Raw genomic sequence first — 24,973 nt, 5'->3', positions numbered from 1 at the left:
CATGCGCCATATCATATCCGTCCTGATGGAGAACGAACCGGGTGCGTTGTCACGCGTGGTAGGTCTGTTCTCCCAGCGTAACTACAACATCGAGTCACTCACCGTGGCACCGACCGAAGACGCGACCCTGTCCCGTCTGACCGTCACCACCATCGGTAATGACCGTGTCGTCGAGCAGATCACCAAGCAGCTGAACAAGCTGATTGACGTGGTGAAAGTGGTCGACCTCTCAGAAGGCGAGCACATCGAGCGTGAAGTGATGATGATCAAGCTGAAGGCCAGTGGCCAGATGCGTGCGGAGATCAAGCGTACCTGCGATATCTTCCGTGGTCAGATCATCGACGTGACCCCGACGACTTACACCGTGCAGCTGGTAGGCGCATCCGACAAGCTGGATGCCTTCATCAGTGCGCTGGGCAGCGCTTCCATTCTGGAAGTGGTGCGCTCCGGTGTGTGTGGTATCGCACGTGGCGAGAAAGTGCTGAGCCTCTAAGGCATCACATTTTAGTCACAAAAAAACCGCTGCCCGTGTAAACGGCCAGCGGTTTTTTGTTGCCTGTTGTTCGGGTCAGTTGCTGTCCATGCTGTTGCGCTTTTCCTGACGCCATAGGATAAAGCCGGCAATCAACACGGCGACACTGACCAGTCCCACGATAATGGTTGCCAGCGCATTGATCTCGGGGCTGACCCCAAGACGCACGCTGGAGTACACCACCATTGGCAGGGTCGTCGCGCCGGGGCCGGACACGAAACTGGCGACGACCAGGTCATCCAGCGACAGGGTAAACGCCAGTAGCCAGCCGGCCACCAGTGCCGGTGCAATGATCGGCAGGGTGATGGTGAAGAACACCTTCAGCGGGCGTGCGCCCAGATCCAGTGCCGCTTCTTCCAGCGACAGATCCATGTGTGCCAGCCGGCTCTGCACCACGACTGCCACATAGGCCATGGCGAAGGTGGTATGGGCGATGACGATGGTGTTCATGCCACGTCCCGCTGGCCAGCCAATGACAGTTTCCATGGCGACAAACAACAGCAGCAGTGACAGGCCGATGATCACCTCCGGCATCACCAGTGGCGCCGTGACCATCACTTCCAGCGAACCGCGGCCGCGAAAGCGACGGAATCGTACCAGCGCCAGGGCCGCCAGCGTGCCCAGCACGACCGACAGGCTGGCGGTGAGTGCGGCGATCTGCACACTGAGCCAGGCGGCACCGAGCAGCTGGTCGTTCTGCAGCAACTCGCCATACCACTTGGTACTGAAACCACTCCAGACCGTCACCAGCCGGCTCTCGTTGAACGAGTAGACGATCAGGCTGGCAATTGGAATGTAGAGAAAGGCATAACCGAACAGCAGGATGCTGATCAGCAGAGGCATACGTCGCTTCATGTGCTGGCCTCCTCGGCACGGCGCTCAAAGTGGCGCAGCAGCACAAAGGGCAGTATCAGCGCGACCAGCAGCAATGCGGCCAGTGAAGAGGCCAGTGGCCAGTCCTTGTTGCTGAAGAACTCGGTCCACATCAGTTTGCCCAGCATCAGCGTATTCGGTCCGCCCAGCAGGTCTGGGATAACGAACTCGCCCATTACCGGGATAAATACCAGCATGGAGCCGGCCAATACGCCCGGCATCGACAGCGGCAGGGTAATCAGCAGGAACTGCTTCCACGGGCGGCAGCCCAGGTCAGCAGCGGCTTCCAGCAGGGTCAGGTCGAGCCGGATCAGGGTGGCGTACAGCGGCAACACCACAAACGGCAGGTAGTTGTAGACCACGCCTATGTAGACCGCGATCGGGGTATGCATGATCTCCAGTGGACTGTCGATCAGCCCCATGCCCATCAGCAGATTGTTGAGCAGGCCGTTGGTCTTGAGAATGCCGATCCAGGCGTAGATGCGGATCAGGAACGAGGTCCAGAACGGCAGGATAATCAGCATCAGCAGAGGCAGGCGCCAGTGTACCGGTGAACGGGCAATGGCATAGGCCATGGGATAGCCGATCAGCAGGCAGAACAGTGTGGAGATGCCGGCCACCTTGAGCGAGCCCCAAAGGGCACTCAGGTAAAGCGAATCCTCCAGCAGAAGCTGGTAGTTGCTGAAGTTGATCACCAGCGTGACAAAGCCGTCCTCGATTTCACGAATCAGGTCCATGTAGGGCGGCTGTGCCAGTGTCGGTTCGGACAGGCTGATCTTGAGCACGAACAGGAACGGCAGCAGGAAGAACAGGGCCAGCCAGAACCAGGGAACGGCGATGATCAGGTTACGTGCCGGCGGCAGTCCGGGTTTCAGCTTCATTCAGTCAGTACCCCGCAGCTGTTGGCAGACCAGCCCAGTGTCACCTCTTCATCCCAGGTCAGCGGCTGTTCGGCCAGCGCCTGTACGTTGGGCTGGGTAAACTGCACCCATTTTCCGCCCGGCAGCTGCACATGGTAGATGGAGACATCGCCCAGGTAGGCGATCTCCTTGATCTGGCCGCGCAGCTGGTTGGGGGCCTCTTCATCAAAGTCTTTCAATACCCGGACTTTCTCCGGGCGCAACGCCAGGGTCACGGCCATACCGGGGACCAGGGGCTGACTGTGACGTACCTGCAGCAGGCTGTCCGCCTCGTCGCACTGGACCAGTACCTGGTCGTCATCCTGCTGCACCACATAGCCGTCAAACAGGTTGACCGAGCCAATGAAGCTGGCGGCATAGCGCGTGGACGGGAATTCATACAGGCGGCGCGGCGGGTCGACCTGTTCGATGCGGCCCTCGTGCATCAGCGCAATGCGTGATGACATGGTCATCGCTTCTTCCTGATCGTGGGTCACGACCACGAAGGTAATGCCCAGGCGCTCCTGAATATTGACCAGCTCAAACTGGGTCTGCTCGCGCAGCTTTTTATCCAGAGCGCCCAGAGGCTCATCCAGCAGCAGGATTTTCGGATGCTTGGCCAGTGAACGTGCCAGTGCCACACGCTGGCGCTGGCCGCCGGACAGCTGATGCGGTTTGCGCTTGGCCAGTTGTTCGATCTGGACCAGTGACAGCAGTTCGGCAACCCGGTCCTGACGTTCGGACTTGGCCATGCCTTCCTGCTTGAGACCGAAGGCGATGTTGTCGGCCACATTCATATGCGGAAACAGGGCGTAGGACTGGAACATCATGTTGACCGGTCGCTCATAGGGCGGGATGTTGGTCACATCCTGGCCATCAATGAAGATCTGGCCACTGGTCGGGGTTTCAAAGCCGGCCAGCATGCGCAGCAGGGTGGTTTTACCACAGCCCGAAGAGCCCAGGAGCGAAAAGAACTCTCCCTGGTGGATATGCAGGCTGATATCGTCGACAGCATAAAAGGCGCCAAACCGTTTGGTGACGTTCTCAATGCGGACAATGGGCTCCTCTTCAGGGGCCTGCCAGGGTTCTTCGGGCTTGAACTGACGTACGCGATTCATCGTAGCGTGTTTCTCCCATCACAGGCCGCCGCTGCGACCTGCCAAAAAATATGCCCCTGAAGTCAGGGGCAAGGTGTTTCGGTTTAAGGGCTTATTGGCCGGTTTTGACTCGGGTCCAGCTTCGATTCATGTCGCGAAGCTGGCGCTCAGCGGGTGTTTTGATCACGATGAGCTTTTCCCGTGTTTGTGCCGGCGGGTAAATTCCCGGGTCCATACGAATCTCTTCGTCGACCAGGTCGGTCGCCGCTGCATTAGCGTTGGCATAGGCGACATAGTTGGTAATTGGCGCGATGACTTCAGGCTGCATCAGGTAATTGATGAAGCGATGTGCCGCATCCGGGTTAGGGGCATCCTTGGGAATGACCATTACATCGGTCCAGACAACCGCGCCCTCGGACGGGACTGCATAGGCCACTTCGACACCATTGCCGGCTTCAGAGGCACGGTCACGTGCCTGCAGTACGTCGCCGGAGTAGCCGTGCGCCACACAGAGATCGCCGTTGGCCAGGTCATTGATGTACTGCGAGCTGTGGAAGTAGCGAATGTACGGACGCACAGCCTGCACCGTATTGGCAGCCGCTTCGATGGCTGCCTTGCTGAAGTCAGCAGTGTCCTGCCCCCGGTAGGCGCTGGCCGCGATGAATACTTCGGTGGCGTCGTCCATCAGGCTGACACCACAGCCTTCCAGCTTGGCGACAATCTTGGGATCAAACACCAGGCGCCAGGTATCCAGAGGCATCTCATCACCGAGAATTTCGCGTACCTTTTTCACGTTGTAGCCAATACCGGTGGTGCCCCACATATAAGGCACCAGGTGCTGGTTGCCGGCATCGATATCGGCCAGTGATTGCAGAATCACCGGGTCAATATTGTCCAGATTGCTCAGCTTGTCCTTGTTCAGTGGCTGGTACAGACCGGCCGTGATATGGCGGTCGGCAAAGGGGCGCGCCGTAGGAAAGGCCAAATCATAACCACTGCGGCCTGCCAATAGCTTGGCTTCCAGCACTTCGTTGGAGTCATAGACATCGTAGATAACCTTGATGCCGGTCTCCTGCTCGAACTGTGCGACGGTGTCTTCGGCAATGTAATCCGACCAGTTATATACGTGCAGCTCTTCAGCGTTGCTGAGTGTGGCAGTCGTCAGCAGCAGGGAAGGGAATAAGTATTTGAATCCGCTAGAAACTTTTTTCATCGCCAAGGATCTCCGGCAACGCTGTGGATGGTTGGGGACGGGACGGCCCCAAGAGATGCGGCTGCGAATGCAGCAGGTGCAGTACAAAGCGAGAATATGGAGCAAAAAACCGTCAAAAAAAAGTATTTTTTGCACCGCCAAATAAACTTTTTCACGCGACTTTGCGGTGGGTTTGCAGGCGCGGAATGCACGCTTGCCAGTACCCTGAATCGCGATCCATACACTGCCCCCGATAGCAGGGGCAGTGTTGGCAACCCGAGACTGTTACTGACCGGTTTTAACACGAGTCCAGCTGCGGTTCAGGGCGCGAATTTCACGCTCTGAAGGCGTTGGGGTTTCCCGCAGCTTGGCCTGGGTGTTGGCCGGCGGGTAGATACCCGGGTCATTGCGGATCTCTTCATCCACCAGTTCGGTGGCGGCACGGTTGGCGTTGGCGTATGCCACGTAGTCGGTGATCGGTGCAATCACGTCCGGCTTCAGCAGGTAGTTGATGAAGGCGTGCGCCGGGCCCGGGTTGGGGGCATCAGCGGGGATCGCCATCACATCGGTCCACACCAGCGCGCCTTCAGACGGAACGGCATAGGCAATTTCGACACCGTTGCCGGCTTCGGCAGCACGGTCACGGGCCTGGAGTACATCACCGGAGTAGCCGTGGGCCACACAGATATCGCCGTTGGCAAGGTCATTGATGTACTGGGAGCTGTGGAAATAGCGAATGTGGGGGCGCACGGCGGCGACGGTTTCGCTGGCGCCGGCAATGCCTGCCTTGCTGAAGTCATCGGCGTCAGCGCCACGGTAGATGTTGGCCGCAACCAGCACTTCGGTGGGGTCGTCCATCAGGGTTACACCACAGCTGGCCAGTTTGGCGACGATTTCCGGGTCGAACAGCAGGCGCCAGGTATCCTTGGGCATGTCATCACCCAGCACTTCCCGTACTTTCTCGACGTTGTAGCCGATGCCGCTGGAACCCCACATGTAAGGCACCAGGTGTGCATTTTCCGCATCGATGCTGGCCAGGGATTTCATGATCACCGGGTCCAGGTTATCCAGGCCTTCCAGCTGGCTCTTGTCCAGTGGCTGGTACAGGTCGGCCTTGATGTGACGCTCGGCAAAGGGGCGGGCGGTGGGGAAAATCAGATCATAACCACTGCGGCCGGCCAGGAGTTTGGCTTCCATGACTTCGTTGGCATCGTAGACGTCGTAGACCACATCGATACCGGTTGCCTTCTCGAAGTTCTCAATGGTGTCTTCGGCGATATAGTCGGACCAGTTATAGATGTGCAGCTCTTGTGCGGCACTGGCGGTGGCGCCGGTCAGGAGCAGAGAGGGCAGCAGGGTTTGGAACAGTTTTTTCATCGCCACAGGTCTCCGGCAATGCAGGGTGAGTGGTGGGAGCAGGGTTCTCTCTCCCGAGCGAAAGCAGCCGCGAACACGGCAGACGGTTAAACCGCGAAATATGAAACAAAAAAGGCTCAAAAAAAAGCCTTTTGGCACAGTATAGAAGAACTTTTTTGCACTGCGGCGGAAAGCTCCATTCCCCGGCTAATGGCGTACCCTTTGGTCTATAGTGTTGTGAACCCAGTCAGTGAGGATGTGCGACATGTGTGACCTGAAAAGCTGTAACACGTCTACGGATACACGCCCTTTGCCCAAGGCCAGCTCTGAGCAGCGGCGTCAGTTCCTCAAGGGCATGCTCAGTTTGCCGCTGGCCGTCGTGCTGGCCGACCCGCTGCTGGCACAGGCGGCCGGTGATAGAACCCAGGCGGTACAGCGCACACTTAGCGGTGGCGCCCAAGTCGGTGCGCACCTGGCGATGCCCAAGGGCGAGGGCCCTTTCCCGGCGGTGGTTTTGATTCATGAGTGGTGGGGGCTGAATGACCAAATCAAGGCTGTGGCCGCCGATCTGGCTGAACAGGGCTTCATCGCGCTGGCCGTCGACCTCTACGGCGGTGGCGTGGGCACCACCCGTGACGAAGCCATGGCGCTGAAAAACGGGGTGAATGAAGGGGTGGCAACCGAAACGATGGTGGGCTGGATTGGTTGGCTGCGAAATCATGAACGCTGCACCGGCAAGGTCGGCACCCTGGGCTGGTGCTTTGGCGGTGGCTGGTCACTGGATGCGTCCCTGGCGGTCCCGGTGGATGCCACCATCATTTATTACGGCAATGTGCGTCGTACGCCAGAACAGCTGGCCGCGCTGAAGAGTCCGGTACTGGGCCACTTTGGTACTTTGGACAAGAGCATCGATGAAGCAATGGTGGGCAGTTTCGAGCGTGCCATGGCGGCTGCAGGCAAAACCGACCTCAGGGTGCACTGGTATGTGGCCGATCATGCCTTCGCCAACCCGACCGGAGCGCGCTATGACGAAGAGAACGCGGCCCTGGCGTGGTCGCGCTCCCTGTCATTCCTGTATCAGCACTTGAGCGGCTGATCCCGGTAACCGGTTTAGAAGGGAAACAGCAGCGGCGTCAGTACCAGCGTCAGTGCCAGTGCCAATAGCTGCAGGGGGATACCTACGCGGGCAAAATCGGCGAATCGGTAGTTGCCCGCTGTGAGCACCAGTGTATTCACCGGTGAGGCGATGGGCGTGGCAAAGGCGGTTGAGGCCGCTATGGCCACCGATATCATCACCGGCTCGGGGTTTACGCCTAGAAGCTGGGCTGTGCTTAGCGCCACCGGTGCTACGAGCACGGTCGTCGCGGTATTGGAGATGAACTGGCTGAGCACCGAGGTTACCAGGAACAGGCTGGCGCAGAGCATCAGCGGACTGCTGTCCCCGATCAGGTTGACCAGGTGTTGCACCAGGTAATCCAGCGCGCCGCTGCGCTCCATCGCCAGGGCCATGGGGAGCATGCCGGCAATGAGAATCAGGCTGGTGGCGTTGAGTGAGCGATAGGCTTCGGTTAGGTTGACGCAGCCGCTCAGGATCATCGCCAAAGCCGCCAGCAAAATGGCGCTGAGGTTGTCCAGCCAGCCGCTGGTCATGCAGACCAGCATGGCACCCAGAATGCCCAGTGCGACGGGCGCACGGCTGCCGTGGGTGGGGACTTCCTCCAGTTCCGGCGGCGTATTCAGTACTACCAGGTCGCGGCTGCGGTTCAGGTTGCGAATCTGCTCCCAGCTGCCGGCCAGCAGCAGCGTGTCGCCCGCTTCCAGTTCAGTGCTGGCAAAGTGCAGGTCGATCAGCTCCTGATTGCGGCGGATACCGATCACGCTCAAACCCAGGCGCTCACGCAAGCGAACCTGTTTTACCGTTTTGCCACAGAGCTTGGATTCCGGCGGCACCAATACTTCGGCCAGACCGGCATTTTTTTCCAGGCGAGCAATCTCGCTGGCGGGGCAATCCAGACAGATCAAAGACTGCTCCGTACAGAGGCGTTCAATCTGGGCGTCATCCGCGTATACCAGCATCTGGTCACGGTAACGCATGCGGGTGTTGGCCAGGACCGGAATCAGGCTGGGTAGCCAGCCGCCGCTGCGCGCTATGGCGATCACGGTAACTTCATATTCGGATCTCAGCGCCGCTTCTGCAGGTGTCTTCTGTGCCAAGGGGCTGCCGGGGCGCACTTCCAGTTTATGCAGCTGGCGCGACAGGTCGTAGCGGGTATAAAGGGTGCGCAGCCCCGGACTTTCCTGTTCACTGGCAGTGGCCTGATGCTGCGGCAATAAGCGTCGCGCAACCAGTATCAGATAGGCCATTCCCACCACCAGAATGGCGAACCCGATCGGGGTAAAGTCAAAGAAGCCAAAGGGCTCCAGTCCGGAACTGCGCATCTGGCCACTGACAATCAGGTTGGGCGGGGTACCGATCAGGGTCAGCATGCCGCCGATCAGGGCGGCGAAGGCCAGTGGCATCAGTAACCGCGGGGGCGCAAATCCTGAGCGCCGTGACAGGCTCATCACTACAGGCAACAGCAGGGCGACCGCACCGGTTGAACTCATAAAGGCTGACAGCAGCGCCACCACCGGCAGCAGGAACAGCAGCAGCCGGGTTTCACTGTCACCGCCGACTTTCAGTAGCCAGCTGCCGGTGGCGCTGGCAATGCCGGTTCGCAGCAGGCCTTCGCCGACCACGAACAGCGCCGCAATCATGACGACCACGGGCTCACCGAAGCCGGATACGGCCTCTGCCGGCGTGATGATACCGCTGAGTGCCAGGCTGACGACGACCAGCAGCGCGACCAGATCCATACGGATGCGATCGCTCAGGAATAGCACAATGGTGATGCCGAGCAGAACGAAAACAGTCAACATGTCCGTTGTCATGAGGGCTCCTCTCCGAGGGCAACAGGGCTTGAAGCGTCCGGGTCCAACAGTGACCAGAAGGCGTTAATAATAGGGGAACGCAGCTTGCGCTCCTGGGCAAACAAACCGATTTCGTAAGGTTCCAGTGCCGGTTCCGTGGCCAAGACTTCAACGCGATCCGACAGGGGGCTGTTATCCAGCACGATCTGGGGCACCACACCGATGCCAAAGCCCAGGCTGACCATGCTGACGATGGCTTCATTACCTGTTACCTGGGCATAGATATCCGGCTGGATCTGCTGGTTGGCAAACCACTGGTTGATCCGCTCGCGGGAAACCCCGCTCTCGGGCAGGATCATCGGCCGCCTTCGCCAGTCGGCTTCGCTGAATTCCATATGCACCGGCGCGATAAACAGCAGAGGCGTGCGGTCCATTGGTCGAAACGCGATACCGGACGGGAGTTGGCCGGGGCGTGCAGCGATGGATATCTCTTCACGGCCGCTTTGCACCCGTGCTACCGCATGCTCAGGGTCGCCGGTATGCAGTTTGATTTCCACGCGCGGGTAGAGTTTGCGGAAGCGGCTCAGCAGTGAGTACAGAAAGCTGTAACTGGCCGTAACCGAGCAATAGACGCTGATCTCGCCGTGCAGCTCATCGGCACTTTCCAGCAGTGAATTACGTACCTGTTCCCATTGCTGTAATGCGTCACGGGCATACTGGGCAAAACGGGTACCCTCGGCGGTCAGCTGCACACTGCGATTGTCACGCAGGAACAGTGCGACGCCCAGATCATCTTCCAGCTGCTTGATGGCGCGGCTCAGCGTCGATGGGCTGACATGGCAAGCCTCACTGCTGCGGCCGAAGTGCAGGGTCTCGGTCAGATTGAGAAAGAGGCGAAGGGCGCGGGTATCCATGTATTTCACTTTATGCAATGTTGTATTGCAAATATATCATTTTACGCAACAAGATTGATCCCTTAATCTAGCCACCATTGCTATAGTCACTGCGGCCAAGGGCTGCTGCGACAACAGCACCCGAATCATTCAATTTAAGTCAAAGGATCAGAACCATGCAGGTTTACTACGATAAAGACTGTGATCTTTCCATCATCCAGGGCAAGAAAGTTTCCATCATCGGTTACGGTTCTCAGGGCCACGCGCACGCGTGCAACCTGAAAGACTCCGGTGTAGACGTTACTGTTGGTCTGCGTGCCGGTTCTTCTTCCCGTGCCAAAGCTGAAGCGCATGGTCTGAAAGTTGCTGACGTAGCTGACGCTGTTGCATCTGCTGACCTGGTTATGATCCTGACTCCGGACGAATTTCAGGGCCAGCTGTACAAGTCCGAGATCGAGCCGAACATCAAGCAGGGCGCTACCCTGGCATTCGCTCACGGTTTCTCCATCCACTACAACCAGGTTGAGCCGCGCGCTGATCTGGATGTAATCATGGTTGCACCGAAAGCACCGGGCCACACTGTACGTTCCGAGTTCGTAAAAGGCGGCGGTATCCCTGACCTGATCGCGATCTTCCGTGACGTTTCCGGCAATGCTAAAGAAGTTGCTCTGTCCTACGCCATGGGCGTTGGTGGTGGCCGTTCAGGTATCATCGAAACGACCTTCAAGGACGAGACTGAAACCGACCTGTTCGGTGAGCAGGCTGTTCTGTGTGGTGGTGCTGTTGAGCTGGTTAAAATGGGCTTCGAAACCCTGACCGAAGCGGGCTACGCTCCGGAAATGGCTTACTTCGAGTGTCTGCACGAGCTGAAGCTGATTGTCGACCTGATGTACGAAGGCGGCATCGCGAACATGAACTACTCCATCTCCAACAACGCTGAATACGGCGAGTACGTAACCGGCCCTGAGGTGATCAACGAGCAGTCTCGTGAAGCCATGCGTAACGCTCTGAAGCGCATCCAGGACGGTGAATACGCCAAGATGTTCATCTCTGAAGGCCAGACCAACTACCCGTCCATGACGGCCCGTCGTCGCAACAACGCTGCTCACCCGATCGAACAGACCGGTGAAAAACTGCGTGCGATGATGCCGTGGATCGCAGCTAACAAGCTGGTCGACAAGGAAAAGAACTGATCCGGTTTTAACCTGATTCAGTAAGCCCTGCCGGTGCAAGCCTGCGGGGCTTTTTTATGCCCGTTTTGTGTGCGGTCTGCATCAAAAGAGTGCATTTCATTCCGTTTGAAGTGTCGCAGATCTGACATTTTCCCGTAATATTTTAATTCCATACTCCGCGCAGGGTTATGGCATGTTGTCTGCATGGTTTTACCTGAGGCTCAAAGGGGGTACTTACTTTGGGTAGGCTAGGGGCTGCCAAAGTTGAACACCCACAAGAGCTATTTATTGATCCAGGTCGTGGACCTGAATTTGTCGGGTTGCATTCGGTTTTGAACGCGCTAACTATCAGATGACTAATAAAAATAACATCTGACAGTGCGTATCGGCTTAAAGCTGACCGGATGCAGTTGCGTACTGTCTCAAGTCAAGGATGCATACAATGAGTGAAATTGACTTTTCTGCTCTGAGTGAACAGGCGAAAGCCTATGCCGGCTTTGAAGCCGAAGACGAAGCGCTGCTGGTTGCCGAAGCTGCGCGACTGGAACCCCACCTGGAGCGCATAACCGATGCGTTCTACACCGAGCTACAAACGATTCCTGAAGCCGTTCCTTTCCTGGAAGGTCGTATCGACGCGCTGAAAACCACCCACGCTGCCTGGCTGCGTAAAATCTTTCACGGCCCTTATGACGCTGACTTTGCGGCCTATATGCATCAGGTTGGTGTTGTGCACGTGCAAGTGAAGCTGCCGGAAAAATTCATGACCAGCGGTATCGGCCTGATCAACAAGCATCTGATTCCCTTGCTGCCGGAAATGTATCCCGGTGATGCCTTGCGCATCGGTGCCTTGCTGAAAGCCTTGAACGCGGCGACCAGCTATTGTTTGTTGATTATGCTGGAATCCTACCGTGGCCATGAGCTGGAACGCTTCATGGAAGTCACCGGTATCAGCCGAGTGCTGTACAACAATTTGTCAGCTGCCTATCGCAGTGCACGGGGGCAGGCAGCTTAATAATTAAAAGTGACCTGAAGTACACGTACCTACAGTAGAAGTCGGTTTACATGGCGCGGCAGACGACTGGGCTTAGTACAAGCCTGCTGGTGATCAAAGTATTGGTGAGTGCCTTTGTCTAATATCGGCTACATACCCGCCAGGCGGAAAAGTAATAATTGGGAAACGCAGGATGCGAGCAATCGACTTTACTGAACTGAACCAGCAGGCAAAGCTGTTTGCCGGTTTTGAACAGGATGATGAAACACTTCTTAATGCGGTGTGTGCCGAGCTGGTGCCACACCTGGATCAGGTCACCGAGGCGTTCTACGCCGAGTTGATGCAGATCGAAGAAGCCAAGCCCTTTCTCGATGGGCGTCTGGATGCGCTCAAGGCGACCCATCGGAAATGGCTGGAAAAAATATTCACCGGCCCCTACAACGAAGACTTCGCAGCCTATATGCACCAGGTGGGTGTTGTGCATGTGCAGGTTCGATTGCCGGAAAAATTCATGGCCAGTGGCATCGGGCTGATTGGTAAGCACCTGATGCCGGTACTGGCACAGTCCTATCAGGATGATACCGCCAAACTCTCGCAAGTCATGCGAGCAGTAAATGGTGTCACAACTTACTGTCTGATTATCATGCAAACCTCCTATCGTGAACATGAGCTGGAACGCTTCATGGAAGTCACCGGTATCAGTGAAGCACTCTATGCCAACCTGGCCGCGGCCTATCGCGAGAAAAATGGTGTGTCGGCAGAGTAAAACAGATTGGCCGCTTTAAGGGCGGCCAACAGGCAGAATTATTAGAAATCCTTGATGTTTCTAAAACCCATGCGAAAATGGCGGCTTTTGCAGGCCTTTATCATGGCTGCATGACACTTTTATGATCAAGGATGCCCCCATGAGCCAGGTAGATTTCGTCGCCCTTTGCCAGCGCAGTAAAGTCTGTTCCGGTTTTGATGCTGAAGATGAGCAGTTGCTGTTGACTGATGGCCACAAGCTTTTGCCCCATCTGCCCAAGGTGACCGAACAGTTCTACGCTGAGCTGCAGCAGATCCCCGCTGCTGCGCCCTTTCTCGAAGGCCGTGTTGATGCGCTGAAAGCCACTCACCTTGCCTGGCTGGAGAGTGTCTTCAGTGGCCCTTATGACGAGCATTTCGCTGCCCGCATGCACCGCGTTGGTGAGGTTCACGTGCAGGTCAAACTGCCGGTGGAGTTCATGTCCAGCGGTACCTTGCTGATCAAAAAGCACCTGGTGCCTATCCTCACCCATGTTTACTCCGACGATGCCGTCAAGCTGGGCCAGATGATGAAAGCCGTAAATGCCGTTACCGGCTTTTGCCTGATCGTGATGCAGGAGTCCTACCAGAGCTCACTGCTGGCGCAGGAACTGGATAAATTCATGGCCATTACCGGTATCAGCCGTGCACTGTTCAATAACCTGGCATCTGCTTACGGTGATACCAAGGACGACGCAGCGGCCTGATGTTTGGGCTAGGCTGCTTTGGTCGAGTAGAATGCACCATCAGTGTTTAGACAGAGGGGTATGACATGACCGACCAACCGCAGGAGCCTGAAGCCGTTTCATCCGAATCGAGCGACGCAGGTGCGACCGGGGGACGCCGGCGACGCGGGGTTTACTTGTTGCCCAACCTGTTCACCACCGGCGCACTTTTCTCCGGCTTTTATGCTGTCGTGGCTGGCATGAATGGCCAGTTCGAGGCCGCTGCCATCGCCATCTTTGTGGCCATGCTGCTGGATGGTCTGGATGGCCGTGTTGCCCGTATGACCAATACACAGAGTGAATTTGGTGCCGAGTACGACTCACTCGCCGATATGGTATCTTTCGGTGTTGCGCCGGCGCTGCTGGCATACAGCTGGGCGTTGGGTGACCTGGGCAAGCTGGGATTCTTTGCAGCCTTTGTCTACGCGGCAGGGGGAGCATTGAGGCTTGCGCGTTTCAACACCCAGATAGGTTCGGTGGACAAGCGTTACTTTATTGGCCTGCCCAGCCCTGCTGCTGCAGCTACGGTTGCAGGGCTTGTATGGGTATGCGACGAATTCCAGTTGTCAGTGGCGGGCCTGGAAGTCCTGATTGCAGGGTTTGTCGCCGTTTGCGGCATTCTGATGGTTAGCAATACACTGTACTACAGCTTCAAGGATGTGGATTTCCGCGGCAAGGTGCCGTTCTGGATTCTGGCGCTGATTGTGCTGGCGGTAGGTGTTATCTCCATCAGTACGTCAGTTTCACTCTGGCTTTTGTTCCTGTTGTATACGGCCTCGGGGCCACTGCTGTGGAGCTGGCGCAAAATGCGTCATCGCGGTTGATTCGAAAGCAGGCTCAGGCCTGCTTTTTTGTGTCTGCTCCTTGCTGTGGGGGAACCTGAGGCTCAGTAGGAATCTAAACTTTCACAGAGTCAGCAAGCAGGGGGCAGTCATGTTGATAGGTAAACCCAGGGATGTTCGCGCATCCGAAATTACTCCGGAGTCGATTTACCGGCAGCGTCGCCAGTTCATCAAGGGGCTGGCCGCAGGCAGTGCGATGCTTATGAGTGGACAGGCGTCGGCCCTGGCCCGTTATGCATTGGATGATGAGCAGCAGCGCTACCCGGGACCGGACTGGTTACAACAGAAGCTCCGGGCTGCAGGCAAGTCCGGCGAGTTTTCCACAGCTGAAAAGCTCACCCCCTACGAGCATGTCACGGGCTATAACAACTTTTACGAATTTGGCCTCGGCAAGGAGGACCCCAAGGCCCGTGCTCAGGGTTTGAAAACAGACCCCTGGAGTGTGGAAATCAGTGGCGAAGTACATAAGCCGGGCACCTATCAGCTGGAAGATATTCTCAAAGGCGTAGACCTGGAAGAGCGAATCTATCGCCTGCGCTGCGTGGAAGCCTGGTCGATGGTTATCCCCTGGGTGGGGTTTCCGCTGGCAGACCTGTTGAAGCGCTTCGACCCCAAGGGAAATGCGCGCTATGTGGCGTTCACCACCCTGGAAGACCCTCAGCAGATGCCGGGACAGCGTTCGCGCTTTGGCACCATCGACTGGCCCTATGTCGAGGGACTGCGCATGGATGAAGCCATGCACCCGCTGACGTTGCTGGCGGTCGGCGTCTATGGTGACGCTCTGCCTCCTCAGAACGGTGCACCCCTGCGTCTGGTAGTGCCCTGGAAATATGGCTTCAAGAGCATCAAGTCGATTGTTCGTATTCACCTCAGTGAAGAGATGCCACCGACCAGCTGGAATCGCACGGCACCTCAGGAATACGGTTTTTATGCCAATGTGAACCCGGCGGTGGATCACCCGCGCTGGAGCCAATCGACTGAACGCCGCCTGCCGTCGTCCCTGTTCAGTCCCAATATCATCGATACGCAACCGTTTAACGGTTACGCCGATCAGGTGGCTCATTTGTACAAGGGCATGGATCTGCGCAAATGGTATTAAGTATCGCGGCGCTCCATCGTCATCCGGTTGGGCGCTGGTGTTTCTGGTCACTGTTGTTTTTTGGCAGCCTTATACCGCTGGGCTGGATCAGCTGGCAGGCGGTTCAGCAGCAGTTGGGGCCGGATCCTGCTCAGGTGGTGGTGACCTTTCTGGGTATATGGGCGCTCAGATATCTGTGGATAACCTTGGCGGTGACACCGGCCAGACGGTTGCTGGGTGTTAACTGGTTGCAGCGATATCGGCGCATGCTGGGGCTTTATGCACTGTTTTATGCCAGCCTGCATCTGCTGGCGGTCGCTACCTTCATCCTGGGATGGCGGCCTGACTTGTTACTGCGAGAGTTGACCGAACGGCCCTATATCATCGTTGGCTTTATCGCCTGGCTTCTGCTGCTGCCGCTGGGGACAACCTCAACGCAGGGCTGGCAGAAACGGCTGGGCAAACGCTGGAAAAAGCTGCATTGGCTGGTATATCCGATCTCCCTGCTGGTGCTTTTGCATTTCGCATGGCTGATCCGAGCCGGTTATCTGGAAGTACTGATTTATGCCTTGATACTGGCGTTCCTGCTGGGGTATCGCCTATACCTCAAGATGAGGTGAGTATCATGTCCGATAAACCCACATTCTGGCAGACACTGATGAGTGTGCTGGCCAGTTTTCTCGGTGTTCAATCCGAACGCAACCGGCAGCGCGATTTTCGCACAGGCCGGCCTCTGCATTACATCCTCACGGGGCTGCTGATGGCGGCCCTGTTCGTCATTGTGGTGATTCTGCTGGTGCGCTGGGCGTTAAGTCTGGCAGGTGCCTGATAGCCTGCAATCAAACTTGCGCTTTCAGATCCCCTGCTATACTCGACTTAACCGGATCACCTGTGAGGGAGCACGATGAGCCTTCCTCGGGGTTAACACGGGGAGGCCTGAGGATGGGAAGGACAATAATAAAAACCATCGTTTCAGGGTTAGCATTGGCGCTGTACTCGGGGGCTGTGTCCGCAGAGTGGGAAGTCAATCTGACGCCTGGCGTAACGGATATAAGCAGTTCGGTTTTCGACCTGCACATGACGATCTTCTGGATCTGCGTTGCCATCGCCCTGGTGGTGTTCGGTGTCATGTTCTGGTCCATCTTTCATCACCGCAAATCACGCGGTGCTCAAGCACACCACTTTCATGAAAACACGCTGGTTGAAGTGATCTGGACGGTCATCCCGATCCTGATTCTTGTCGCCATGGCGGTGCCAGCCACAGCGACGCTGGTGGAAATGTACGACACCGATGAAGCCGAGCTGGACGTGCAAATCACCGGCTACCAGTGGAAGTGGCGCTATGACTACCTTGATCAGGACCTGAACTTCTTCAGTAACCTGTCGACCCCCCGTGAACAGATCAGCAACGAAGCCGATAAGCAGGAGCACTACCTGCTGGAAGTCGATCGTCACCTGGTGCTGCCGGTCGATACCAAAATCCGTTTCCTGCTCACCTCCAATGATGTTATCCACAGCTGGTGGGTGCCGGCATTGGCAGTGAAAAAAGACGCCATACCGGGGTTCATCAATGAAGCCTGGGCGGTGATCAATGAGCCGGGGATTTACCGTGGCCAGTGTGCCGAGCTGTGCGGCAAGGATCATGGCTTCATGCCGGTGGTCGTTGAGGCAGTCAGCAAGGACGAGTTCCAGCAATGGCTGGCGCAGGCTCAAGCGGAGAAACAGGCTGAAGCCGCCGCTGCCGAGCGGACCTGGACGCTGGATGAACTGATGCAGCAGGGCGAGCAAGTGTATGTCCGCGCCTGTGCTGCCTGCCATCTGCCCAACGGTGAGGGTGTACCCGGTGCCTTCCCGGCGCTGAAGGGCAGCCCGATTGCGATGGGCGATGTGGCTGCGCACATCGACATTGTCCTCAACGGCAAAAGTGGTACGGCCATGCAGGCCTTCCGCGATCAGCTCAGCGCCACCGAGCTGGCGGCCGTGATTACCTACGAGCGTAATGCCTGGGGCAATAGTTTGGGCGAGGCCGTATCGCCGGCCCAGATCGCACGGCTGCTGGAGCCGTCAACAGGGGAGGCTGAGCAATGAGCACGCTGGATACGACTCTGGAGCAGGACACGCATGCCCATCATGGGCCAGCCAAGGGCCTGGGCCGCTGGTTGTTCACGACCAACCATAAAGACATCGGTTCCATGTACCTCTGGTTCAGTCTGCTGATGTTCTTCATTGGCGGCTGCATGGCGTTGATGATCCGCGCCGAGCTGTTTCAGCCGGGGCTGCAGCTGGTTGAACCGGGCTTTTTTAACCAGATGACCACCATGCATGGCCTGATCATGGTGTTCGGTGCCGTGATGCCGGCTTTTGTGGGTCTGGCCAACTGGATGGTGCCTATGATGATTGGCGCACCGGATATGGCTTTGCCAAGGATGAACAACTGGAGCTTCTGGATTCTGCCGTTTGCCTTCGCCATGTTGATCTCCACCCTGTTCATGGACGGCGGGGCACCCAACTTCGGCTGGACGTTCTATGCGCCTCTGTCGACTACTTATGCGCCGCCCAGCGTGACCTACTTTATTTTTGCTATCCACATGATGGGCATCAGCTCGATCATGGGGGCGATCAACATTATCGCGACCATCCTCAACCTGCGTGCGCCGGGCATGACCATGATGAAACTGCCCCTGTTCTGCTGGACCTGGCTGATCACGGCATTTTTGCTGATTGCTGTTATGCCTGTGCTGGCAGGGGTGGTGACCATGATGCTGATGGATATCCACTTCGGAACCAGCTTTTTTGATGCCGGTGGCGGTGGTGACCCGGTGCTGTTCCAGCATGTGTTCTGGTTCTTTGGTCACCCTGAGGTGTACATCATGATTCTGCCGGCGTTCGGCATTATCAGTCAGATCATCCCCACCTTTGCCCGCAAGCGCCTGTTCGGTTATGCCTCTATGGTGTATGCGACGGCATCCATTGCGATCCTGTCATTCCTGGTCTGGGCGCACCACATGTTCACCGTTGGCATTCCCTTGGCCGGTGAGCTGTTCTTCATGTTTGCCACCATGCTGATCGCTGTGCCCACCGGGGTGAAGGTGTTCAACTGGGTAGCGACCATGTTCCGCGGCTCCATGACCTTTGAAACACCGATGCTGTTTGCCCTGGCTTTTGTGGTGCTTTTCACCATTGGCGGCTTCTCGGGCCTGATGCTCGCCATCGCGCCGGTGGACTTCCAGTATCACGATACCTACTTCGTGGTGGCACACTTCCACTATGTGCTGGTGCCGGGCGCGGTGTTCTCCATCATGGCCGGGGCCTATTACTGGTTGCCCAAGTGGACCGGGCACATGCTGGATGAGCGCATGGGCAAGCTGCATTTCTGGCTCAGCTTCATTGGCGTCAACATCACCTTTTTCCCCATGCATTTCATCGGCCTGGCCGGCATGCCGCGTCGCATACCGGACTATGCGCTGCAATTTGCCGACTTCAATATGGTGGCGACTGTAGGGGCATTCATTTTCGGTCTCTCGCAGCTGGTATTCCTGTGGAATGTGATTGCCTGTGTTCGGGGTGGTCGCAAGGCTGAAGCGCGTGCCTGGGAGGGTGCGGAAGGGCTGGAGTGGGAAGTGCCTTCACCGGCGCCGTACCATACCTTTAGTGAGCCGCCCAAACTGCCGGAGTCACTGCGATGAGCACTCAAGAGGCCAATCGTCGACTGGTGCGCCGCCTGGTGATGGGAGCGGTACTGATGTTTGGCTTCGGTTTCGCCATGGTGCCCCTGTATGACGTGTTCTGTAAAGTGACCGGACTGAACGGGAAAATCACCAATACCGGGCCGGTGGCCGTGGCCCCTGCGGATACCAGTCGCTCGGTGAAAGTACGATTGATCGCCGTTCATAACGAAGGCATGCCCTGGGAGTTCAGTCCAAAGGATGGGGTGCTTAGAGTGAACCCCGGTGAAATGAAGCAGACCGCTTTTATGGCAACTAACCCCACGGGTCGTCGAATGGTGGCCCAGGCGGTGCCCTCAGTCGCCCCGGCTGAAGCCGCCGAGTACCTGCACAAGGTGAACTGTTTCTGTTTCGAGCAGCAGCCGTTGATGGCCGGTGAATCGGTCGAAATGCCGTTGCTGTTCGTGATTGACAAGAAACTGCCCGAGCATATCCGCTCGCTGACGCTGTCCTACACCCTGTTCGATATATCGCCCGAGGTGAGTGCAGCCGATCAGACCAATAAGGAGCAACGCTTATGAGCAGCTCAACCTATTACGTACCCGAACAGAGTCGCTGGCCGATTCTGGCGTCAATTGCGTTGTTCCTGCTGGCCTTCGGTGCGGGGACCTTGATGAACGCCCTCAGTGCGGACGGCGGAGGTGGTCTGGGGCTGGCGCTGTTGCTGGCCGGAGCCTTGATGATGGGGCTGATTCTGGTGGGATGGTTCGGCAATGTTATCCGTGAAAGCCGGGGCGGGCTCTATTCCTCGCAGATGGACCGGTCCTTCCGTTGGGGAATGAGCTGGTTCATCTTTTCCGAAGTCATGTTCTTCGCGGCCTTTTTCGGAGCCCTGTTCTACGTACGCGTATTGGCCGTACCTTGGCTGGGCGGGGAAGGGGACAAGGGTGTGAGCCAGATGCTCTGGCCCGAATTCACCGCCCAGTGGCCCTTGTTCAACCCGCCGGATGCCGAACGCTTTCCCGGACCTGATGCCGTCATCAGCCCCTGGCATATTCCACTGCTAAATACCTGTCTGCTGATTACCTCCAGTTTCACCCTGACATTTGCCCACAAGGCCCTGCTGAAAGATGAGTTGATGCAGGTGCGCCGCTGGATGTTCCTGACCATTGTGCTGGGGCTGATCTTTCTGGGCTTTCAGATCTACGAATATGTCGAGGCCTACCATGATCTGGGCCTGACTCTGGAAGCCGGTATATATGGCGCCACCTTCTTTATTCTGACCGGGTTTCATGGTCTGCATGTGACCCTGGGAACGCTGATGCTGATCATCATCCTCGGGCGTGTCGTGCTGGGGCATTTCGACTCCCGTCAGCATTTCGGTTTTGAAGCAGTTGCCTGGTATTGGCACTTTGTAGATGTGGTCTGGATTGGCCTGTTCCTGTTTGTCTATGTCCTCTAGCCACTACCAGGGAGCATGAGAGTGCAGTTGACCGGTGTTGAAACCATAAATCAGCAGCAAAATCAGTAGCGCGCTGAGCATGACACGCCAAAGCAGCCGGTTGGCGGTGCGGCCGTCACCGGCGGGATATCTCAGCAGCGACCAAAGACTGCTGAACAGGGCGATCACAATCGCAATAAACAGTACCAGAATCAGAATGCGCAGCATGGGAGGTCTCCTTGACTGACAAGGTCAGTAAAGCGGATAGCCGGCGCCGATTCAAATGGCTGCGCCTCGGGCTTTGGCTTCTGGGTGTTCCTTTGCTGCTGGCACTGGGCAGTTGGCAGTTGCAGCGAGCTGAGCAAAAACAGGTTTGGCTGGAACAACTGGAGCAGTCTCCGGCGACTACCCCTGAAGTGGCATTGCAGCGACTTGAAGCCAGTGACTGGGTCCCGGTGCGTTTTGATCTGGAGCTAATGCCACTCAAGGTGTTCCTGCTGGATAACCGAACCCATGAAGGCAAGGCGGGGTATGAGGTCGTTATTCCGGTACGTGTCGATGAGGGGCCATTCTGGCTGGGCAGTCTGGGGTGGGTGGCCGCCCCGCCACGGCGGGATGAGCTGCCTGAGATCAACCTTAAGCGGCAGTGGCTATTGGCTGAAGCCGTTCTGTCGCGGCCACTGGAGTCGCTAACGCTGACCGGGACCCAGTTTGAAGAGGGATGGCCAAGGCGCATCCAGTCACTGGATATGGAACAGATTCGCAGCTCCTTGGCACTGTCGGTTGAACCCTTGGTGCTGCATCTGAAAACGGCCGTCAGTGATTCGATTATGCCACGTGCACACATCTATACCGGTATCCCGCCCCAGCGCCACACCGGCTACGCCGTACAGTGGTTCGGGCTGGCGCTGGCGCTGATTATCTGGCTGGTATGGGCCGGTCTGAAAGAACGCAGAGGGAGAGCAGCTGATGTCTAACCGCAGTGTGTTTTGGTCCATTTGGCTGGTGGCGCTGGTGCCGGTAATCCTGGCGATCCTGATGTGGGTAACGGGCATCGGTATTCCTGATGGACGGGTAAACAAGGGTGAGCTGGTTGATCCCGCATTGCCTCTGGTGCAATGGGGCGGTGACCCTGAGCAGCATACGGGGCACTGGTCCTTGCTGCTGGTTCCTCAAGGCATCTGTGACTCTGTCTGCGAAGAAGAGCTGGAGGTTTTGAAGCGTGTACATGATGCACTGGGACGTGAGTCGGATCGTGTGCGAGTGATGCCGGCAAAAGAGCTGGAAATCGGCGCGGGTATCTGGGTGATCGACCCCTTGGGCAATCTGGTCTTGCGCCATCCACTGAGTTTTGAGGGCAAGGCCTTGCTGGGTGATATGAAGCGCCTGTTGAAAGCATCGAGGTTGGGCTGATGAAAGTTTCTATGCGAATCGTCAATCTTGCCATCGGCCTTGCGCTGATCGTTGTCTTGCTGGGTGGTTGGACAAGGCTCAATGATGCAGGGCTGGGGTGTCCGGACTGGCCCGGTTGTTATGGCACCTGGGTGTTACCTGATGATCACGCCGAGCTGGCCGTCGCGCACCCCGATGCTCTCATTGATTTGCGCAAGGGCTGGATCGAAATGATTCACCGCTATGCAGCAGGCCTGCTGGGACTATTGGTGCTGGTGTTGGCAACCCTGGCGATAAAGAACAGACGTGAACACGGGTACCCGGTCAGTCTGTCGTTGGGGTTGCTGGTGCTGGTGATTGCCCAAGGCATTTTTGGCATGTGGACGGTTACGCTGCAGCTGCTGCCGATCATTGTGACGCTGCATCTTCTGGGTGGGCTGACAACCCTGTCGTTGCTGGTTGTACTGCGACAAAGGCTGAAGCGAGTAGTGGCTGGCGAGAAGGTAGCGACAGCCCCCCATCCCTGGGTAAGAATCATGCTGGCTGCATTGTTCCTGCAGCTGGCGCTGGGTGGCTGGACCAGTACCAACTACGCAGGCTGGGCATGCAGCGACTGGCTCTATTGTCATCAGAGTGATCATCCCGGCTACGACTTTTCCAGTGGCCTGAATCCGGTCATGGCGGTGGGGCCCAACTATGAGGGCGGCTTATTGCCCGCGGATGCTCGAGCAGCCATTCAAGTCACTCACCGGGGCGGGGCAGTGCTGCTCATACTGATATCAGTTTTGGCTACCCGGCAGCTGTGGCAGAACAGCAGGCTCAAAACAACATTGTCGGTGTATTGGCTTGCACTGATTACCCAGGCCTTACTGGGTATTGCCAATGTTATCTGGATGTTGCCGCTGGGACTGGCGGTGGCCCACCATGCCGGTGCAGTTGCCGTACTGCTCGCCTTATTGCAGTTGAGTGCGCAGGCTCGAGTTGCGCATCAGGAGGTGAAACATGACTACGCTATCGCTCACTGACGGCCGAACAGGCTCTACATCCTGGCGGGATTATCTGGCGCTTTGCAAATTACGGGTTGTAGCCGTGATGCTGATTACGCTGGTGGTTGGTTTCTGTCTGGCAACGTCTGCTGCTCCCGATGTCTGGCTACTTGTCCTGACGTCACTTGGGGTAGGGCTGGCGGCTGCCTCTGCCGCTGCGGTTAATCACGTACTGGATGCCAGTATCGATTGCCGCATGGCCAGAACGGCCCGTCGCCCCTTGCCTCAAGGACGAGTCAGCCAACGAAACGCCCTTATATTTGCTGCCGTATTGGGATGCCTGGGGATCACCCTGCTTAATCTGGCAGTTAATGCAGTCACGGCATGGCTGACACTGGCATCACTGATTGGATATGCCGGTATCTATACAGCAATTCTCAAACGGGCCACGCCTCAGAATATTGTCATTGGCGGTGTTGCAGGGGCTGCACCGCCTTTGCTGGGGTGGACGGCAGTGACAGGGAGTGTGGATTTCCAGGGGCTGTTATTGATGTTGATAATTTTCGCCTGGACTCCCCCTCATTTCTGGGCGCTGTGTATAGCCCGACGGGATGACTACGCCCGCGCAGGTGTGCCCATGCTGCCCAACACCCATGGGGTGGCGTATACCCACACCCAAATACTGCTGTACACACTGCTGACCATTCTGGCGACGTTGTTGCCCTTTTTGACAGGGATGAGTGGCTGGTTGTATCTGGTGGGTGTGACGCTGATTAACCTGCGTTTGCTGCAGTGGGCACTGATTCTAAAGCGCTCAAGTGACGCCAGTATCCCGATGAAAATGTTTCGTTACAGCATTGTGTACATAATGGTGTTGTTTGCCATACTTCTTGTAGACCATTATTGGCCTGCGTTCGTATAACCCAACGGAGATAAACACAATCAACGAAAGGACTCGGTCTCTGACCAAATAAATATAAACATGTAGCCCGGTGCGAGTCCGGACTGCAAGGAGGATAGTAATATGTTCCTGCAGCACATGATGGGTGTGTTCTATCACCCAAAACAGGAATGGCGCTCGATTCGAAATGAGCACTATTCTGCAATGCACATCTTTCTGGCCCAGATAAGTGTCCTTGCGGCAATTCCGGCCATATCACTCTTTATTGGTACTACACAGATAGGCTGGAGCCTGGGGGGCGGCGAGTTTGTCCAATTGAGTGTTGCCAGTGCCTTGCCAGCCGCTTTGGCCTTTTATGTTGCCATGTGGGTAGCAGTCGGGTTCATTGCCTGGTCGATCCACTGGATGGAAAAGACCTACGGCGGCAACGTTACCTATGAAGAGTGCCTGGCGCTTACGACCTTTACAGCAACACCTCTTTTCCTGTCCGGCCTTGCCGGTCTTTACCCCATGCTCTGGTTTAACGTGATCGTGGGCATGATCGCTTTGAGTTATACCGTCTATCTTCTTTACACCGGTGTACCGGAGATCATGCAGATTCCTGAAGACCGTGCATTCTTCTTCTCAACCTCCATCCTGACCGTTGGTTTGTGTGTACTGGTTGGCTTGATTGCTACAACCGTCATTCTGTGGAGCACCTTAGTGCCGCTGAGCTATACCGGTGCCTGACGCGATTGCTGGTTAACATGAATAGACGGGCACCCTTGTGGGTGCCCGTTGTTATGAGGAGAGTATGAAGAGAGAAGGGTACGAAGAGGGCACTTCTATCCAGGTTTTTTAACCACCCTGTAAGTCTGTTTCACCTTTTTGAAATTATTTTACACAAAACAGTTGACGCCCCATCTTATGTGTGTAGAATTCGCCTCCTCGCTTGAGACGACAGGGTTCACGGAACACTGAACGGCTTAGGAGAGAAGGAGATAAGCTCTTGAAATCATTTAGATTTCTGATGTAGAATTTGCCTCCTTGGTTTTAACCGCTTCGTTGTTTAAGTGCTTCGGCACTGAAACAAAAAACGAAAAAAACGGTTGACACCGAATGAGGATGCGGTAAGATACGCGCCTCGCTTGAGACAACAGGTTCTGCCACGCGGCAGGTTGCTCAAGCCCGCTCTTTAACAAATTGATCAGGTAATATGTGTGGGCGCTTGTCAGGATTGAGCACACAAAGCTTAATCAAGGCAAG

The 24,973-nt window shown here is 56.6% G+C and carries 27 protein-coding genes; 19 read left to right on the top strand and 8 right to left on the bottom strand.

The window, feature by feature from the left end; genetic code table 11:
- The first annotated feature begins 1 nt into the window (after position 1).
- Positions 2 to 493 carry an acetolactate synthase small subunit gene (gene ilvN / locus BW956_RS17345; protein WP_010321626.1) on the top strand — a complete coding sequence of 164 codons (492 nt, stop codon included), beginning with the start codon at positions 2 to 4 and terminating at the stop codon, positions 491 to 493.
- Positions 494 to 568: 75 nt separating this feature from the next.
- Here ilvN and BW956_RS17340 read toward each other — a convergent pair whose 3' ends face one another.
- From BW956_RS17340 to BW956_RS17320, 5 genes are all read right to left on the bottom strand, one after another.
- Entirely contained in the window at positions 569 to 1,387 is an 819-nt protein-coding gene (locus BW956_RS17340; RefSeq protein ID WP_010321625.1) for an ABC transporter permease subunit, read from the bottom strand.
- Positions 1,384 to 2,286, bottom strand: a complete 903-nt coding sequence (locus BW956_RS17335) for an ABC transporter permease subunit (RefSeq protein ID WP_010321624.1) — start codon at positions 2,284 to 2,286, stop codon at positions 1,384 to 1,386. Before BW956_RS17335 ends, BW956_RS17340 begins: the two co-directional genes overlap by 4 nt.
- Complete coding sequence (locus BW956_RS17330; protein WP_010321623.1) at positions 2,283 to 3,422, bottom strand: ABC transporter ATP-binding protein; 1,140 nt, start codon at positions 3,420 to 3,422, stop codon at positions 2,283 to 2,285. The genes BW956_RS17335 and BW956_RS17330 overlap by 4 nt, the downstream gene beginning before the upstream one ends.
- Before the next feature lie 91 nt (positions 3,423 to 3,513).
- The gene (locus BW956_RS17325) at positions 3,514 to 4,614 is read right to left on the bottom strand and encodes a polyamine ABC transporter substrate-binding protein (RefSeq protein ID WP_076464743.1); all 1,101 of its coding nucleotides are present in this window, start codon (positions 4,612 to 4,614) and stop codon (positions 3,514 to 3,516) included.
- Between the two features lie 264 nt (positions 4,615 to 4,878).
- Entirely contained in the window at positions 4,879 to 5,970 is a 1,092-nt protein-coding gene (locus BW956_RS17320; protein WP_076464740.1) for a polyamine ABC transporter substrate-binding protein, read from the bottom strand.
- 244 nt (positions 5,971 to 6,214) lie between these two features.
- On the opposite strand from BW956_RS17320, the gene BW956_RS17315 reads away from it, so the two are divergent.
- On the top strand, positions 6,215 to 7,045 hold the full coding sequence (locus BW956_RS17315; protein WP_076464737.1) for a dienelactone hydrolase family protein: 831 nt from the start codon (positions 6,215 to 6,217) through the stop codon (positions 7,043 to 7,045).
- 14 nt (positions 7,046 to 7,059) lie between these two features.
- Here the strand turns inward: BW956_RS17315 and BW956_RS17310 are convergent, their stop codons facing one another.
- Both BW956_RS17310 and ilvY read right to left on the bottom strand, forming a co-directional pair.
- Entirely contained in the window at positions 7,060 to 8,880 is a 1,821-nt protein-coding gene (locus BW956_RS17310) for an SLC13 family permease (protein WP_076464734.1), read from the bottom strand.
- Positions 8,877 to 9,773: an HTH-type transcriptional activator IlvY gene (gene ilvY, locus BW956_RS17305; protein WP_010321618.1), complete on the bottom strand. Its 897-nt coding sequence runs from the start codon at positions 9,771 to 9,773 to the stop codon at positions 8,877 to 8,879. Before ilvY ends, BW956_RS17310 begins: the two co-directional genes overlap by 4 nt.
- A 146-nt stretch (positions 9,774 to 9,919) precedes the next feature.
- Here ilvY and ilvC point away from each other — a divergent pair, with 146 nt between their 5' ends.
- The 12 genes from ilvC (at position 9,920) to BW956_RS17245 (ending at position 20,470) form a co-directional block, all read left to right on the top strand.
- Positions 9,920 to 10,945 carry a ketol-acid reductoisomerase gene (ilvC, locus tag BW956_RS17300; RefSeq protein ID WP_272941691.1) on the top strand — a complete coding sequence of 342 codons (1,026 nt, stop codon included), beginning with the start codon at positions 9,920 to 9,922 and terminating at the stop codon, positions 10,943 to 10,945.
- A gap of 421 nt (positions 10,946 to 11,366) precedes the next feature.
- The gene (locus BW956_RS17295) at positions 11,367 to 11,936 is read left to right on the top strand and encodes a protoglobin domain-containing protein (protein ID WP_076464731.1); all 570 of its coding nucleotides are present in this window, start codon (positions 11,367 to 11,369) and stop codon (positions 11,934 to 11,936) included.
- A 172-nt stretch (positions 11,937 to 12,108) separates the two neighbouring features.
- On the top strand, positions 12,109 to 12,681 hold the full coding sequence (locus BW956_RS17290) for a protoglobin family protein (protein WP_076464728.1): 573 nt from the start codon (positions 12,109 to 12,111) through the stop codon (positions 12,679 to 12,681).
- 139 nt (positions 12,682 to 12,820) lie between these two features.
- Positions 12,821 to 13,405, top strand: a complete 585-nt coding sequence (locus tag BW956_RS17285) for a protoglobin domain-containing protein (protein ID WP_076464725.1) — start codon at positions 12,821 to 12,823, stop codon at positions 13,403 to 13,405.
- A gap of 65 nt (positions 13,406 to 13,470) precedes the next feature.
- Entirely contained in the window at positions 13,471 to 14,247 is a 777-nt protein-coding gene (gene pssA, locus BW956_RS17280) for a CDP-diacylglycerol--serine O-phosphatidyltransferase (RefSeq protein WP_076464723.1), read from the top strand.
- A 109-nt stretch (positions 14,248 to 14,356) separates the two neighbouring features.
- The gene (gene msrP, locus BW956_RS17275; protein ID WP_076464720.1) at positions 14,357 to 15,364 is read left to right on the top strand and encodes a protein-methionine-sulfoxide reductase catalytic subunit MsrP; all 1,008 of its coding nucleotides are present in this window, start codon (positions 14,357 to 14,359) and stop codon (positions 15,362 to 15,364) included.
- Positions 15,355 to 15,963: a protein-methionine-sulfoxide reductase heme-binding subunit MsrQ gene (locus BW956_RS17270; protein ID WP_076464717.1), complete on the top strand. Its 609-nt coding sequence runs from the start codon at positions 15,355 to 15,357 to the stop codon at positions 15,961 to 15,963. The genes msrP and BW956_RS17270 overlap by 10 nt, the downstream gene beginning before the upstream one ends.
- A 5-nt stretch (positions 15,964 to 15,968) precedes the next feature.
- A complete protein-coding gene (locus tag BW956_RS17265; RefSeq protein ID WP_010321600.1) occupies positions 15,969 to 16,172 on the top strand; it encodes a DUF2970 domain-containing protein in 204 nt (67 codons plus the stop codon).
- Positions 16,173 to 16,285: 113 nt separating this feature from the next.
- A complete protein-coding gene (gene coxB / locus BW956_RS17260) occupies positions 16,286 to 17,431 on the top strand; it encodes a cytochrome c oxidase subunit II (protein ID WP_217695148.1) in 1,146 nt (381 codons plus the stop codon).
- Entirely contained in the window at positions 17,428 to 19,029 is a 1,602-nt protein-coding gene (gene ctaD, locus BW956_RS17255) for a cytochrome c oxidase subunit I (protein WP_010321597.1), read from the top strand. The genes coxB and ctaD overlap by 4 nt, the downstream gene beginning before the upstream one ends.
- A complete protein-coding gene (locus BW956_RS17250; RefSeq protein ID WP_076464714.1) occupies positions 19,026 to 19,589 on the top strand; it encodes a cytochrome c oxidase assembly protein in 564 nt (187 codons plus the stop codon). Before ctaD ends, BW956_RS17250 begins: the two co-directional genes overlap by 4 nt.
- Positions 19,586 to 20,470: a cytochrome c oxidase subunit 3 gene (locus tag BW956_RS17245; protein ID WP_010321595.1), complete on the top strand. Its 885-nt coding sequence runs from the start codon at positions 19,586 to 19,588 to the stop codon at positions 20,468 to 20,470. The genes BW956_RS17250 and BW956_RS17245 overlap by 4 nt, the downstream gene beginning before the upstream one ends.
- A 3-nt stretch (positions 20,471 to 20,473) precedes the next feature.
- Here the strand turns inward: BW956_RS17245 and BW956_RS17240 are convergent, their stop codons facing one another.
- Positions 20,474 to 20,677: a DUF2909 domain-containing protein gene (locus BW956_RS17240; RefSeq protein ID WP_076464712.1), complete on the bottom strand. Its 204-nt coding sequence runs from the start codon at positions 20,675 to 20,677 to the stop codon at positions 20,474 to 20,476.
- An 11-nt stretch (positions 20,678 to 20,688) separates the two neighbouring features.
- Here BW956_RS17240 and BW956_RS17235 point away from each other — a divergent pair, with 11 nt between their 5' ends.
- From BW956_RS17235 to BW956_RS17215, 5 genes are all read left to right on the top strand, one after another.
- Positions 20,689 to 21,426, top strand: a complete 738-nt coding sequence (locus BW956_RS17235) for an SURF1 family protein (protein WP_076464709.1) — start codon at positions 20,689 to 20,691, stop codon at positions 21,424 to 21,426.
- A complete protein-coding gene (locus BW956_RS17230; protein ID WP_076464706.1) occupies positions 21,419 to 21,862 on the top strand; it encodes a hypothetical protein in 444 nt (147 codons plus the stop codon). The genes BW956_RS17235 and BW956_RS17230 overlap by 8 nt, the downstream gene beginning before the upstream one ends.
- Positions 21,862 to 22,866 (top strand): COX15/CtaA family protein, encoded by a 1,005-nt coding sequence (locus BW956_RS17225; RefSeq protein ID WP_076464704.1) that lies wholly within the window; start codon positions 21,862 to 21,864, stop codon positions 22,864 to 22,866. The genes BW956_RS17230 and BW956_RS17225 overlap by 1 nt, the downstream gene beginning before the upstream one ends.
- A complete protein-coding gene (gene cyoE, locus BW956_RS17220) occupies positions 22,844 to 23,749 on the top strand; it encodes a heme o synthase (RefSeq protein ID WP_076464702.1) in 906 nt (301 codons plus the stop codon). The genes BW956_RS17225 and cyoE overlap by 23 nt, the downstream gene beginning before the upstream one ends.
- A 102-nt stretch (positions 23,750 to 23,851) precedes the next feature.
- On the top strand, positions 23,852 to 24,457 hold the full coding sequence (locus BW956_RS17215) for a Yip1 family protein (RefSeq protein WP_010321589.1): 606 nt from the start codon (positions 23,852 to 23,854) through the stop codon (positions 24,455 to 24,457).
- Positions 24,458 to 24,973: the final 516 nt, after the last annotated feature.

The sequence above is a fragment of the Marinobacterium stanieri genome (assembly GCF_900155945.1).
GTDB lineage: Bacteria > Pseudomonadota > Gammaproteobacteria > Pseudomonadales > Balneatricaceae > Marinobacterium > Marinobacterium stanieri.
This window is presented reverse-complemented; position numbering and strand designations above follow the sequence as displayed.

Excerpts from the sequence above, each read along its gene's own strand:
- ilvN (WP_010321626.1), top strand. The coding sequence starts at position 2 with ATGCGCCATATCATATCCGTCCTGATGGAGAACGAACCGGGTGCGTTG.
- BW956_RS17340 (WP_010321625.1), bottom strand. The coding sequence starts at position 1,387 with ATGAAGCGACGTATGCCTCTGCTGATCAGCATCCTGCTGTTCGGTTAT.
- BW956_RS17335 (WP_010321624.1), bottom strand. The coding sequence starts at position 2,286 with ATGAAGCTGAAACCCGGACTGCCGCCGGCACGTAACCTGATCATCGCC.
- BW956_RS17330 (WP_010321623.1), bottom strand. The coding sequence starts at position 3,422 with ATGAATCGCGTACGTCAGTTCAAGCCCGAAGAACCCTGGCAGGCCCCT.
- BW956_RS17325 (WP_076464743.1), bottom strand. The coding sequence starts at position 4,614 with ATGAAAAAAGTTTCTAGCGGATTCAAATACTTATTCCCTTCCCTGCTG.
- BW956_RS17320 (WP_076464740.1), bottom strand. The coding sequence starts at position 5,970 with ATGAAAAAACTGTTCCAAACCCTGCTGCCCTCTCTGCTCCTGACCGGC.
- BW956_RS17315 (WP_076464737.1), top strand. The coding sequence starts at position 6,215 with ATGTGTGACCTGAAAAGCTGTAACACGTCTACGGATACACGCCCTTTG.
- BW956_RS17310 (WP_076464734.1), bottom strand. The coding sequence starts at position 8,880 with ATGACAACGGACATGTTGACTGTTTTCGTTCTGCTCGGCATCACCATT.
- ilvY (WP_010321618.1), bottom strand. The coding sequence starts at position 9,773 with ATGGATACCCGCGCCCTTCGCCTCTTTCTCAATCTGACCGAGACCCTG.
- BW956_RS17295 (WP_076464731.1), top strand. The coding sequence starts at position 11,367 with ATGAGTGAAATTGACTTTTCTGCTCTGAGTGAACAGGCGAAAGCCTAT.
- BW956_RS17290 (WP_076464728.1), top strand. The coding sequence starts at position 12,109 with ATGCGAGCAATCGACTTTACTGAACTGAACCAGCAGGCAAAGCTGTTT.
- BW956_RS17285 (WP_076464725.1), top strand. The coding sequence starts at position 12,821 with ATGAGCCAGGTAGATTTCGTCGCCCTTTGCCAGCGCAGTAAAGTCTGT.
- pssA (WP_076464723.1), top strand. The coding sequence starts at position 13,471 with ATGACCGACCAACCGCAGGAGCCTGAAGCCGTTTCATCCGAATCGAGC.
- msrP (WP_076464720.1), top strand. The coding sequence starts at position 14,357 with ATGTTGATAGGTAAACCCAGGGATGTTCGCGCATCCGAAATTACTCCG.
- BW956_RS17270 (WP_076464717.1), top strand. The coding sequence starts at position 15,355 with ATGGTATTAAGTATCGCGGCGCTCCATCGTCATCCGGTTGGGCGCTGG.
- BW956_RS17265 (WP_010321600.1), top strand. The coding sequence starts at position 15,969 with ATGTCCGATAAACCCACATTCTGGCAGACACTGATGAGTGTGCTGGCC.
- coxB (WP_217695148.1), top strand. The coding sequence starts at position 16,286 with ATGGGAAGGACAATAATAAAAACCATCGTTTCAGGGTTAGCATTGGCG.
- ctaD (WP_010321597.1), top strand. The coding sequence starts at position 17,428 with ATGAGCACGCTGGATACGACTCTGGAGCAGGACACGCATGCCCATCAT.
- BW956_RS17250 (WP_076464714.1), top strand. The coding sequence starts at position 19,026 with ATGAGCACTCAAGAGGCCAATCGTCGACTGGTGCGCCGCCTGGTGATG.
- BW956_RS17245 (WP_010321595.1), top strand. The coding sequence starts at position 19,586 with ATGAGCAGCTCAACCTATTACGTACCCGAACAGAGTCGCTGGCCGATT.
- BW956_RS17240 (WP_076464712.1), bottom strand. The coding sequence starts at position 20,677 with ATGCTGCGCATTCTGATTCTGGTACTGTTTATTGCGATTGTGATCGCC.
- BW956_RS17230 (WP_076464706.1), top strand. The coding sequence starts at position 21,419 with ATGTCTAACCGCAGTGTGTTTTGGTCCATTTGGCTGGTGGCGCTGGTG.
- BW956_RS17225 (WP_076464704.1), top strand. The coding sequence starts at position 21,862 with ATGAAAGTTTCTATGCGAATCGTCAATCTTGCCATCGGCCTTGCGCTG.
- cyoE (WP_076464702.1), top strand. The coding sequence starts at position 22,844 with ATGACTACGCTATCGCTCACTGACGGCCGAACAGGCTCTACATCCTGG.
- BW956_RS17215 (WP_010321589.1), top strand. The coding sequence starts at position 23,852 with ATGTTCCTGCAGCACATGATGGGTGTGTTCTATCACCCAAAACAGGAA.